This window comes from Nitrospirota bacterium (assembly GCA_035516965.1).
Classification (GTDB): Bacteria; Nitrospirota; UBA9217; order UBA9217; family UBA9217; genus MHEA01.
Genome location: DATIZR010000116.1, coordinates 53902 through 65873, shown reverse-complemented (window position 1 = coordinate 65873; position 11972 = coordinate 53902). Strand labels below are relative to the sequence as shown.

Annotated in this window: 10 protein-coding genes; 7 read left to right on the top strand and 3 right to left on the bottom strand. The window is 61.5% G+C overall.

What is annotated here, in order from left to right; translation table 11 throughout:
• Positions 1–7 precede the first annotated feature (7 nt).
• Entirely contained in the window at positions 8–1228 is a 1221-nt protein-coding gene (ftsA, locus tag VL197_16780) for a cell division protein FtsA (protein ID HUJ19644.1), read from the top strand.
• 247 nt (positions 1229–1475) lie between these two features.
• Positions 1476–2597: a cell division protein FtsZ gene (gene ftsZ / locus VL197_16775; protein ID HUJ19643.1), complete on the top strand. Its 1122-nt coding sequence runs from the start codon at positions 1476–1478 to the stop codon at positions 2595–2597.
• A gap of 117 nt (positions 2598–2714) precedes the next feature.
• On the opposite strand, the gene VL197_16770 is transcribed toward ftsZ, so the two are convergent.
• From VL197_16770 to VL197_16760, 3 genes are all read right to left on the bottom strand, one after another.
• Complete coding sequence (locus VL197_16770) at positions 2715–3125, bottom strand: hypothetical protein (protein HUJ19642.1); 411 nt, start codon at positions 3123–3125, stop codon at positions 2715–2717.
• A gap of 182 nt (positions 3126–3307) precedes the next feature.
• Positions 3308–4036, bottom strand: a complete 729-nt coding sequence (locus VL197_16765; protein ID HUJ19641.1) for an RNA methyltransferase — start codon at positions 4034–4036, stop codon at positions 3308–3310.
• Positions 4037–4078: 42 nt separating this feature from the next.
• Positions 4079–4525 (bottom strand): hypothetical protein, encoded by a 447-nt coding sequence (locus VL197_16760; GenBank protein HUJ19640.1) that lies wholly within the window; start codon positions 4523–4525, stop codon positions 4079–4081.
• A gap of 433 nt (positions 4526–4958) precedes the next feature.
• Between VL197_16760 and VL197_16755 the strand changes: the two genes are divergently transcribed.
• From VL197_16755 to VL197_16735, 5 genes are all read left to right on the top strand, one after another.
• Entirely contained in the window at positions 4959–5729 is a 771-nt protein-coding gene (locus VL197_16755; GenBank protein HUJ19639.1) for an MBL fold metallo-hydrolase, read from the top strand.
• A 190-nt stretch (positions 5730–5919) separates the two neighbouring features.
• Positions 5920–8607 (top strand): PAS domain S-box protein, encoded by a 2688-nt coding sequence (locus VL197_16750; GenBank protein HUJ19638.1) that lies wholly within the window; start codon positions 5920–5922, stop codon positions 8605–8607.
• Positions 8608–8847: 240 nt separating this feature from the next.
• Entirely contained in the window at positions 8848–9180 is a 333-nt protein-coding gene (locus VL197_16745; protein ID HUJ19637.1) for a tetratricopeptide repeat protein, read from the top strand.
• Positions 9177–11039 (top strand): adenylate/guanylate cyclase domain-containing protein, encoded by a 1863-nt coding sequence (locus tag VL197_16740; protein ID HUJ19636.1) that lies wholly within the window; start codon positions 9177–9179, stop codon positions 11037–11039. Before VL197_16745 ends, VL197_16740 begins: the two co-directional genes overlap by 4 nt.
• A 135-nt stretch (positions 11040–11174) precedes the next feature.
• The gene (locus tag VL197_16735; GenBank protein HUJ19635.1) at positions 11175–11936 is read left to right on the top strand and encodes a sulfite exporter TauE/SafE family protein; all 762 of its coding nucleotides are present in this window, start codon (positions 11175–11177) and stop codon (positions 11934–11936) included.
• Positions 11937–11972: the final 36 nt, after the last annotated feature.

Genomic DNA, 11972 nt, shown 5'->3' with positions numbered 1-11972 from the left:
GGACGCCGTGGTGAAAAAACTTGACAATGTGATCGTCGGCCTGGACCTGGGCACGACCAAGGTCTGCGCCATCGTGGGCGAGGTCAAGGATGGCGGCCAGGTGGACATCATCGGCATCGGCATCAGCCCGTCTCTCGGCCTGAAGAAGGGCGTGGTCGTGAACATCGACAGCACCGTCGAATCCATCAAAAAGGCGGTGCAGGAAGCGGAGCTGATGGCCGGAGTCGAGATCAATTCGGTGTACGTGGGCATCTCCGGAAGCCATATCAAGGGCATCAATTCCCGCGGGGTCGTGGCCATCAAGAACAAGGAAGTGGGGGCCACGGACATTGCGCGGGTGATCGACGCCGCCCGCGCGGTGAACATCCCCATGGACCAGCAGGTCCTCCACGTGCTCCCGCAGGAGTTCATCATCGACGACCAGGATGGCATCAAGGACCCCCTCGGCATGTTCGGCGTCCGGCTCGAGGCCAAGGTGCATATCATCACCGGGGCGCTGACCTCGATCCAGAACATCGTGAAGAGCTGCTCGCGGGCCGGGCTCCATGTGAGCGACCTGGCGCTGCAGCCGCTCGCGTCGAGCAGAGCCGTCCTGACCGAGGAAGAGCAGAACCTGGGCGTGGTCGTGGTGGACATCGGGGGCGGGACGACGGACGTGGCGCTCTTCCTTGAGGGAAGCCTCTGGCACACCGAGGTCCTGCCCATCGGCGGAAACCACCTGACGAACGACATCGCGATCGGCCTCCGGACCCCGGCGTCCGAGGCCGAGAAGATCAAGATCAAGTACGGGTGCGCGCTGTCATCGCTCGTCAAGCACGAGGAGACCCTGGACGTGCCGAGCGTGGGCGGGCGGCCCCCCCGGCTGCTGTCGCGCCAGATACTGTCGGAGATCATCGAGCCCCGCGTGGAGGAGCTCTTCGGCATGGTCCAGCAGCGGCTCAAGAAGACCGGGTTCGAGGACATGTTCGCATCGGGCATCGTGATCACCGGCGGCGTCGCACTCATGGAGGGTATGCAGGAGGCGGCGGAGCGCTTCCTCGGGCTGCCGATCCGGCGCGGCACACCGCGGGACATCGGCGGCCTCATGGATGTCGTGAACAGCCCGATCTACGCGACGGGCGTCGGGCTCGTGCTCTACGGTGCGGATAACCAGCGTGAGGCCCCGCGCAAGTTCAAGGGCGGGGGCGCGCTGAACCGGATCTGGAAGTGGCTGGGAGAGTACATTTAGCGGTTGAAGCCGCATTGAATAATGCAAAGGGCAAATTGCAAATATCAAAGGTAAGGCGTGCGTTCAAACTGAATATCGAGAATTAACAATCTTCAATTTCCAATGCTTTTATGAATCACCCGGAGGGGTCATGGACGATAAGCTCGAATTAGGTTTCCAGGACATCATGGATTTTGTCGCGGGCGAGGGCGGGGGAGAGCGGCAGGGACCTTGCCCGGACGCGCGGGAGGAGAGGAGGGCAAGCGGGATGTTCCAATTCGAGGAGGAAAGATTGCCGGCGGTGATCAAGGTCATCGGCGTCGGAGGGGGCGGGAGCAACGCCGTCAGCACCATGGTCAAATCCGACATCCTGGGTGTGCAGTTCATCGTGACGAACACGGACATGCAGGCCCTGGACCGCGTGCAGGCAACCACGAAGCTGCAGATCGGCTCGAAGATCACGAACGGACGCGGGGCGGGCGCCAATCCCGAGATCGGCCGGTCGGCCGCGCTGGAGGACGCCGAGAAGATCAAGGCGGCCCTCGCCGGCTCGGACATGGTCTTCATCACGGCGGGCATGGGCGGCGGCACGGGCACGGGCGCGGCGCCGGTGATCGCGGGGCTCGCCCGCGAGGTCGGCGCGCTCGCGGTGGCCGTCGTGACCAGGCCGTTCACCTTCGAAGGCGTGGCCCGGATGCAGAAGGCCGATGAAGGCATTGCCGAGCTCAAGAAGAACGTGGACGCGCTCATCGTGATCCCGAACGAGCGGCTGCTCAACCTGGCCGAGAAGCGGACGACGCTGCTCGAATCCTTCCGGCTGGCCGATGACGTGCTGGGCCAGGCGGTCAAGGGGATCTCCGACGTGGTCATGATCCCGGGCTACGTGAACGTCGACTTCGCCGACGTGAAGACGGTGATGGCGAACCGCGGGAGGGCGGTCATGGGGACCGGCGTCGCGCGCGGCGAGAACAGGGCGATGGAGGCGGCCCAGAAAGCGATCGCGAGCCCGCTGCTCGAGGACGGCTCCATCAAGGGCGCCCGCGCCGTGCTGCTGAACATCACCGGCGGCAACGACATGGGCATCTACGAACTGAACGAAGCCTCGGCGATCATCAAGGAAGAGGTGGACCCGGGAGCGAACATCATCTTCGGTGCGGTGATCAATCCCGTTATGAGCGAAGAGGTGATGGTGACGGTGATCGCCACCGGATTCGACGAGGAGGGCATCCGCGAGCGGGTGAAGCGGCCGGTCAACCTGAAGGAGTACATGAAGGTCGTCGAGAAGCCCAGGCGGCGGCAGCAGGAGGCCTTCGAGTTCAAGAACGAGGCTCTCGGCATCGACAGCGAGGACCTGGACAAGCCCACGTTTTTAAGAAGGCAGGCGGATTAGGGCTTAGAAAGAAAACCACAGCCCGCAGGATTCCGTCTGCTGATGCTGTGGTTCTCTGTTCCGTTCGAAAAATAACCACTGGTTCACGCAAAGCGAAAGGCCCGCCCTGCGGCCTGATCAATGACGCTTTTGCTCCTGGCCGGCGGCAGGTGCCACGGCCGACTTCGCATTCTGCTTCTCAATCACTTTGTCCATCCCCAGCCGGGTCGCCGAGAAACCATGCGGGTTCGGCTCTTCCTCCTGCTTCACCCTGTTCATGAAATCGCACCGCCAGCAGTTGTGCAGCTTTTGCGCATAGGTCCCCTGGACCTTGCCGCCGCAGAGCGACCCCGCAATGGCCCAGCACGCCCTGCCGGCATTCTTGCCGCCGTGGGCGCCGTCGAGCTCGGCATAGATCGTGACCGGACAGATGCCCAGCTCGGCCGATTTACTGCCGCCCGGCTGGCGTCCGCACTTTTTGTGTTCCCAGCAGTTCATTTTCCCGGCACTCTCAAGAACCATGTGTCCCGCTTCGTTCAGCTTGGCCATCTCTCAATACTCCCCCTGTTCGTAAGATTATGATTGCATATATCTGGCTTTGATCCTTTTCAACCTCTGCGTGGATGCTTATTTTAATAGAACTAAAGTATTTTACCGATCCGGAAAAAAGCTGTCAATCGGAGATGCTGGATGAAGATCATATGATAATCATGGCTTGAGGCTTGTCCATTTCAACCGCTTCCGTTGCTCGTACGGCCAACATTCCTGAGTATGCCGCGGAGCATGCTGACCTCCCTCGAGTCGAGACGCGTTCGTCCGAACAGCTGCCTCATCGCGAACATGATCCGGTCCGGATGCCGTCCATCGAGAAACCCGATCTCCCGGAGGGTCGCCTCCAGATGGGCATAGAACTGCTCGAGTTCGTCCTGCACCGCCACTTCGGCGCTGTCCGGGGTGACCGGACCTTGGGCCGCCACAAGAAACTCATAGGCCACCACCATGACGGCGTGGGACAGATTCAGGGAGGGAAACGCGTCCGACGACGGAATCGCGATGAATTCGTGGCAGTTCGCCAGGTCCTCACGGTCCAGTCCGTTCACTTCGTTCCCGAAGACCAGTGCAACGGTATTCGCGGAAAGCAGGGGAAGGACATCGGCGGCTGCTTCGCGGGGCGTGTGCACATTCCGGCGCAGTTTGCCCCGGTGGCGCGATACTCCGATTACCAGGTTCAGACCGGAAACTGCATCGCGCAGGCAGGAGTATTCCGCTGCCGCGTCCAGTATCTGCCCGGCTCCCGCTGCGAGCTTCCGGGCGCCGTCCCGGTCGCGGGGCGGCCTCACGAGCACCAGTCGGGAAAGGCCCATGTTCATCATGCATCGTGCAACGGAGCCGATGTTCTCCGCGGTCTTGGTATCCACCAGCACAATGCTGACATTCGTGAGGGCTGAAGGTGCCTGCATGGGTTCATTATAAACAACGGCAGGCGCGCCCTCAAGAGAAAATCATGCCGGTCCGCCCTCCCGGTGCGGATGGCGGAGACCCGGCATCTCCCCGGGTACGGGCTGCTCCTTCGGCTCCGAACCTTCCGCTCTCTGCTTCTCGAGAGACCGCACCATGCCGAGACGGGTATGGGAAAAACCGAACGGCATGTCATCCTCCTCCAGCTTCACCGCGATCATGAACTCACAGCGCCAGCAGTTCAGCAGTTTTCTCGCGTAGGTACCCTGGATTTTTCCACCGCACAGCGATCCGGCGACCACCCAGCAGGCACGTCCCGCGTTCTTTCCCCCGTGGGTGCCATCAAGCCCATGATCGATCGTGGCAGGGCAGATGCCCAGTTCGCTTGCCTTGTGACCGCCGGGCTGGCGTCCGCATTTTTTATACTCCCAGCAGTTCAGCTTGGCCTTGTTGGTAATGGATGGCACTTTCCTCTCGATCAAAACACTCATGGCTTCACCCCACCTTTCCTGCTCAATGCATGTACGATGATGAGCAAATAAAATGCCATAAAAAAATGGGTGCATTTACAGCAGATTGCAAAATACTCAGCAACTATTCTGTCCGGAATCGGACGGTGTCAAGTCAATATCGGACAATATCTATGCTGAATTTATATGATGTGATGCCCCAAATTTTATATCCCTTCAGAAAAAGAAATTCTTCTTGCAGCTCGCTGCATCATGATCCATGACCCTTGAATATTCAGCAGGCCGATCACATCCGCCGGGTCACAATTCCGCGAAAAGTTCCTAGGCAGGCATGAAACCACGGGGGTTGCAAAGGTGATAACAGAGGCTTCGAGCCCCGGATGCCATGCTGTCTGACCGATTCACCTTATCCTGGTTGACAAGAAGTCGAATCACTGTTACAGTGAAGCCGGTCATGATCGCCATTTCGCTACAGTCGGGGAGCAGCGGCAACTGCATTTATGTCGAAACGCGGGAGGCGCGCCTTCTCTTCGACGCCGGAATCAGCGGCGTGCAGGCCGCCGACCGTCTTGCCGTGCACGGACGCGACATCCGCGCCGTCGACGCGGTGATCATTTCCCATGACCACGGAGACCACATCCGCCATGCCGGCGTCTTCCACCGCAAGTTTGGCCTTCCCATTTACGTGACGCCGGCCACGCTCGCCGCGGCGTCGTCGCGGTGCACGCTCGGGAGCCTGAAGGACGTGCGGCATTTCCGTTCGAGCGACAAGATCAGGTTTGGCGACGTGCTGGTGCAGTCGGTTCCTACCCCGCACGACGGCGCTGACGGCTGCGCGTTCATCGTCGAGGCGGAGGGAAAACGGCTCGGCATCATGACCGACCTGGGACATGTGTTCAGAGACCTCATTTCCGTGGTCGCCTCTCTTGACGCCGTCTTTCTCGAGAGCAACTATGATCCCGACATGCTGGCAGCGGGGCCCTACCCCGCGTATCTGAAGCAGAGGATCAAGGGTCCCGGGGGCCATCTCTCGAACCTCGAGGCAGCGGAGCTCCTGCGCCGCGCCTCAGAAGCAAAGAGGCTGAAGTGGGCCTGCCTCTCCCATCTCTCCGAGCAGAACAACCATCCCGATGTGGCGCTCAGGACGCACCGAAGCGTGCTTTCCGGCGGCGTGACCCTCTACACGGCAGACCGGTACGAGGTTTCTGAAATATTCTCGCTTTGATATCACCCCGGAACGCTGTGACACCGCTCTTTCGTCAATCCGCGCCATCCCGGCCCTCTCCGGCAAAAAAACAGGGAAAATTATGTTGCACAGAAAATTGCTTTTTTGCTATCATTGAAGCATCGGGGTGCGAAGCACCTCTCTGATGTACGGGCACGAGGTCAACTGCTGAAATGGCAGGGATATTCCGATGAGCCATCGTCTTCACAATTCCGCACGGACCGAGTCGCCGTGCCTCGATGCGCAACAGCTGCTGAACCTTTGCATCGACCGCATGCCCTTGGGATACATACTCTGGGACGCCGAGTATCGCGTGCGCGAATGGAACAGCGCGGCCGAAAGGATCTTCGGCTGGACCTGCGGAGAAGCCCGGGGCAAGCACGCCGGGGAGCTGATGTTCAGCGCGGACCCTTCGCATATCGAGTGCCTGCGCGCGGCAGCGGGACGCGGCGGAGAATCCCTGCCCGCGGTCTGTCCCGGTATCAACCGGGAAGGAAGGAAATTCCTCTCCGAGTGGTACAATACCACCCTTCGGGACGCCTCGGGCGGCATGAGCGGCATTCTTTCCCTGGTTCATGATATTTCCGGCCGCGAACAGGCGGAGCAGGAGCTGCGCGACAGCCGGAAGCTCTTCCAGACCATCATCGACAGCGAGCCCGAGTGCGTCAAGCTTCTGAACCCCGACGGCACGCTCATCATGATGAACCGCGCCGGCCTCGACATGATCCAGGCCGAGTCTCTCGATACGGTCAAGGGCCGGTCCATATGCCCCCTGATAACCTCCGATCACCGCGATGCTTTCATCAAGCTGACGGAGCGCGTTTTCCAGGGCGGGTCCGGCACCCTTGCCTTCGAGATGGTCGGCATCCAGGGTCGCAGGCTGTGGCTGGAGACCCACGCGGTTCCGCTCCGGAACGACAAGGACGAGGTCATCGCCCTCCTCGGAATAACCCGCGACGTGACGGAGCGGAAAAGGGCCGAAGCGGTCCTGCAGAAGGAGCGGGATTTCACGAATGCCGTGCTTGACACGGTGGCGTCCCTCGTGCTCGTTCTGGACCGCACGGGAACGATCGTCCGTTTCAATCGCGCCTGCGAGGAGATCAGCGGGTACCCTGCGGCAGAGGCAGTGGGGAAAATTGCCTGGGACCTGCTCGTCCCTCCCGAACAGGCAGAGGGGGTGAAGGGTGACTTTCAGAAACTGGTCGCGGGCATGTTCCCGAGCCGGTACGAGAATGAGTGGGTCGCAAGGGACGGCACGCGCAAGCTCGTCGCGTGGTCCAATACTGCGCTGCTCGCGCAGGACGGGTCCGTGGAGTATGTCATCGCGACCGGGATCGATATCACGGAACGCAGGAAAGCGGACGATCTCCTGCTGCAGGAAAAGAGGTTCTCCGACGCGGTCATCGACAGCCTGCCGGGCGTCTTCTACGTCTGCGACGAGCAGGGAAGGCTGATCCGCTGGAACAATCATGAAAAGGAAATGACTGGCTATTCCGTCGAAGAGCTGACGAACAAGAACGTGCTCGAACTCTTCGGGCAGGACCGTGACGCCGTTGCGAAGGCCATGCAGGAGGTGTTCACGACGGGCAGGGCCGCCCTCGAAGCGCGGCTCGTGACAAAGAGCGGCATGGTGCTGCATTTCTTCCTGACGGGATACCGGATGGTCCTGAACGGCAGGCAGTACATCGTGGGTGTGGGGATCGATATCTCCGAGCGCAAGCGGCTCGAAGAGCAGCTCCGGCATTCGCAGAAGATGGAATCCATCGGCACGCTGGCGGGCGGCATTGCGCACGACTTCAACAACATCCTTACGGCCATCATCGGGTACGGCAGCATCCTCCAGATGAAAATGGACGCGGGAGATCCGCTGAGGCACAGCGCCGAGCAGATCATGTCCGCGGCGAACCGGGCGTCAACGCTGACCCAGGGTCTGCTCGCGTACAGCAGGAAGCAGGTCCTGAACACCCGGCCCGTGAGCGTGAACGAGATCATCCTGAAGGTGGAACTGCTCCTGAGGCGTCTCATCGGCGAGGACATCGATCTGAAGACCATGCTGAGCGACGAGGACGTCACCGTGATGGCCGACTCCGGACAGCTCGAACAGGTGCTCATGAACCTCGCCACGAACGCACGGGACGCCATGCCCGGCGGAGGCAGTCTGTTCATCGAGACGGAGCGGCTCGTTCTCGATGAGGAAACCGCGAAGGCGCACGAGTGCGGGAAGCCGGGCAGGTACGCCCTCATTACCGTGACCGATTCGGGCGTTGGCATGGATGACAAGACCCGTGAGCGCATTTTTGACCCCTTTTTCACGACCAAGGAACTGGGGAAGGGGACGGGCCTCGGTCTTGCCATGAGTTACGGCATTATCAGGCAGCACAGCGGTATGATCGCTGTTTCGAGCGAGGCGGGCAAAGGTACGACGTTCAAGATATGCCTGCCGCTGGCCGACGCGGAGGTGCGGGAGGAGCAGCCCGTGGACCTGCCGCCCATCCTGGGAGGGACCGAGACGATCCTGATCGCCGAGGATGATCAGAGTGTCCGGGAGCTGACGAGCCACATGCTGCGGGAGTTCGGCTACCAGGTCATCGAGGCAGTCGACGGGGAGGACGCGGTCAGGAAGTTCATGGACAACAAGGACCGGGTCAAACTGCTGCTGCTCGATGTGCTTATGCCCAAGAAGAACGGCAGGGAGGTCTACACCAAGATCAGTATCTTCCAGCCCGGCATCAAGGCGCTGTTCCTGAGCGGCTATACGGCGGACATCATGCACCAGAAGGGCCTGATCGAACCGGGATTCAACTTCATCATGAAGCCCGTGCCGGTGAACGAGCTGCTGCGGAAGATCCGCGCCGTCATTGACGGCAGCGGCGATTGAACGTTCCGGCCCCTTCCGAGGCCCGCGGGATCAAACCTGTCGCCGACCGCGGGCAAGGGCAATGAAGTTGACAACGGCAATTGCCGTGTGATAAGCTTGCTTCGACAAACGGCCGCACCCGTTCCCCATGAGGTCCGATCATCCCGCGCGAGGCCTGCAGTTCCACGGTAGGGAGCAGATATCGGGATACCGAATCAGCGGTACACTTCGCATTGTTCACGTATGAAAAGAAGAAAATCAATGCTGCTTCGCACGATCCTTCTCTTGGCAATGTTGGCCATTCTCCTTCCCGGCTGCGCGGTAAAGAAGACACACGCACCAGCCCGGTCGCAGCCCCCGCCATCGTCCCATCAAAAGCCCGCTGCCCGGCCCGCGGCGGACCCGAAGGCACAGCAGCGGTATTACGATCTGGGGCTTCAGAACTATTCCAAGGAGAACTACGATGAGGCCCGGGATGCCTTCGAGCAGGTCGTGGAGATCAACCCGAACAGCAGCCTGGGTATGAAGGCGCAGGAGAATATCAGGAAGATCGACCAGATCCTGAAGACCCTGAAGGAGATCGAGAAGAAATGACGCCAACGCCCGACAGCGGCGGCAACGGCTCGTCCGAGGCGCAGGGCCAGGCTTCCGCCAAACAGCCAGCCGTGAAAAAGATCCCGGCCTCTCCTTCGCAGCAGGCCGGCAGAAGTGCGGCTGACACGCCGTCCCTCACGGCGCGGTTGATCCGGTTCCTGTCATCCATCAGCGTGCGTTACAAGATCGCGGGTACGCTCATCATCATCCTGTCGCTTGCGGTCGTCACGCTCGGCGTCGTGACCTTTACCCGCCAGAACGCGATCCTGCGGACGGAGATGAAGCGGCGCGCCGCCACGCTTGCGTATCAGCTTGCCAGCGTGGGCAAGGAGGGGCTCCTGACCAAGCAGGAGCTGCCTGTCGCCTCCACGATCGAGGACATCCTGAAGCGGGACGACGTGGTCTACGCCATGGTCGCGGACGATGACGGCAGGGTCTTCGCCCACAGCGACTACTCCAAGAAGGGGATCATGCTCGGAGCGCCCGGCGACCTGGCCGCCCTCAGGTCCGACATCGTGCTTTTCCAGGAAACGCATGTCAACAATGAGTCGGTCCTTGATGCTGCGGCCCCCATCATCCTGAAAACCAAGAACCTGAGGATCGGCATCGCCCGCGTCGGCCTGTCGCAGAAGGCGCTCAACGAGGCCATCACCGCGCAGAAGAGGACGTACCTCTGGACCGCGCTGGGCTTCATTCTCGCCGGACTGTTCGGCTCCTTCGCGCTCGCGCGGGTCATGACGAAGCCGCTGGATTCGCTGGCCGAAGGCATCCAGGTCGTTGCCCGGGGAGACCTGCGGAAGCTGGTTGCGGTCCAATCGGGCGACGAGATCGGCAAGGTGACCGGCGTATTCAACCAGATGATCCTGAGCCTCCGGGAGAAGCTTCTGATGGAGAAGTATCTCTCCCAGTCTACGGTCCTGAACATCAAGGAGCACCGGGACGTGACGCAGCTGAAACTGGGCGGGGAGCGGAAGTACGTGACAGCCCTGTTCTCCGACGCCCGAGGCTTCACGTCGCTTTCGGAAAAAATGAGCCCCGAGGACGTGGTCAGCCTGATGAACATTTATCTGAACCTGCAGACCGCCGTCGTGCACCAGTGGGGCGGGATCGTCGACAAGTTCGTGGGCGACGAGGTTATGGCCATTTTCGACGGTCCGGGCATGGAGATCAACGCGGTCCGCGCCGCCCTCGAGATGCAGCGCTGCTGCGCCTCGCTGAACGAGGCCCGGGCCGCGGCCGGCGAGACCACCGTGAGCATCGGCATCGGCCTGAACAGCGGCGACGTGGTCATGGGGAACATGGGCGCGGAAGACCACATGGATTATACGGTCATCGGCGACAACATCAACATCGCGGCCCGCCTCTGCGGCATCGCGAAGCCGGGTCAGGTGCTGATGAGCAAGGCGGTGGCCGAGGCGATCGGCAATCAGGCAAGCTGGAAGGAACTGGAGCCCGCCACGCTCAAGGGGAAGAACCAGCCCGTCTGGATCGCGGAACCGATCCTCGTCGCCGGCGGAGCCCGGAGGTACATGAGGAAGACAGTGGACATCCCCGTGACCTACTGGCTGGAAGGGTTTGCCGATGAAACGAACAAGGCAGTGCTGAAGAACATCAGCCCGGCGGGCTGCCTGATGGACGTTCCGACTCCGATCGGCATCGGGTCGAAACTGAGCGTCACGCTGAACCTGATCGAGGTGGGCACCATCACCGTGCGCGCTACGGTGCTCCATGCCCGGAAGCAGGACCGTCAGTACGCCGTGGGACTCGGCTTCGACGACCTCAAGGACGACATCCGGCACCGCATCATGAAATGGATCCACCAGGTGAACGCCTCGATCGTGGAAGGGCTGTTCCTCTGAGGGGCGCTCCCCTTTCTGTCCCGGCCCGTATCACGTCCACTTCCTTACAAGCAAGTGCGAGAGAACCGGCAGCGGCGCCGGGCCATCTACCCGGCCGCTCCTCGGCCGAAGCGCTCTCGAAGGAACCGGCCCCTCATGCAGGGATTCGATCTTCTCCTCATAGGACTGGCCGCCGTTGCCGGCGGCCTCGTGAACGCCCTTGCCGGCGGAGGAACGCTCATCACGTTCCCGATGCTGACCGCCGTCGGCGTGCCTCCCGTGGCCGCGAACGTGACGAACACCGTCGCTCTCTGCCCCGGGTATCTCGGAGCGACCTTCGCGCAGATGAAGGACCTGAGGGGGCAGGGAAAGCGGCTCTGGTATCTCCTTCCCTCGGGCGTCCTGGGCGGGATCGCGGGCGGGGTCCTGCTGCTGCACACGAGCGACAAGACGTTCCGCCTCCTGATACCTTACCTCATCCTGCTCGCTGTTGTCCTGCTGGCGTTCCAGGACCGGATACGCGCCTGGGTGACGGGCCGCATGAGCGGAACAGGACACAGGCACGTGCACGAAGCAATGGCGATACTGCCCGTGGCCCCCGCCGCCGTCTACGGGGGGTATTTCGGAGCAGGCGTGAGCGTCATGGTCCTGGCCGTGATCGGGCTCGTCTTGGATGATTCGCTCACCCGGCTGAATGCGCTGAAACAGGCCATCTCGTTCAGCATCAACATCGCCGCGGCGATCTTCTTTCTTTTTTCCGGCCAGGTCCTGTGGATCGCGGCGCTGATCATGGCCATCGGCGCCCTGGCGGGCGGCGCCCTGGGCGGGCGCATGGCCGGCAGGATCAAACCCACCGCGCTGCGGCGCATCGTGATCGCTGTCGGCCTTATCGTCTCCCTCGTCTACTTTGTCCGCTAGCGTCCGCTCTTCGCCCCGATCGCGGAAGACACCGTA

Bases quoted from the DNA above. Each gene is read 5' to 3' on its own strand.
- ftsZ (HUJ19643.1), top strand. From the start codon at position 1,476: ATGTTCCAATTCGAGGAGGAAAGATTGCCGGCGGTGATCAAGGTCATC.
- VL197_16770 (HUJ19642.1), bottom strand. From the start codon at position 3,125: ATGGCCAAGCTGAACGAAGCGGGACACATGGTTCTTGAGAGTGCCGGG.
- VL197_16765 (HUJ19641.1), bottom strand. From the start codon at position 4,036: ATGCAGGCACCTTCAGCCCTCACGAATGTCAGCATTGTGCTGGTGGAT.
- VL197_16760 (HUJ19640.1), bottom strand. From the start codon at position 4,525: ATGAGTGTTTTGATCGAGAGGAAAGTGCCATCCATTACCAACAAGGCC.
- VL197_16755 (HUJ19639.1), top strand. From the start codon at position 4,959: ATGATCGCCATTTCGCTACAGTCGGGGAGCAGCGGCAACTGCATTTAT.
- VL197_16750 (HUJ19638.1), top strand. From the start codon at position 5,920: ATGAGCCATCGTCTTCACAATTCCGCACGGACCGAGTCGCCGTGCCTC.
- VL197_16745 (HUJ19637.1), top strand. From the start codon at position 8,848: ATGCTGCTTCGCACGATCCTTCTCTTGGCAATGTTGGCCATTCTCCTT.
- VL197_16740 (HUJ19636.1), top strand. From the start codon at position 9,177: ATGACGCCAACGCCCGACAGCGGCGGCAACGGCTCGTCCGAGGCGCAG.
- VL197_16735 (HUJ19635.1), top strand. From the start codon at position 11,175: ATGCAGGGATTCGATCTTCTCCTCATAGGACTGGCCGCCGTTGCCGGC.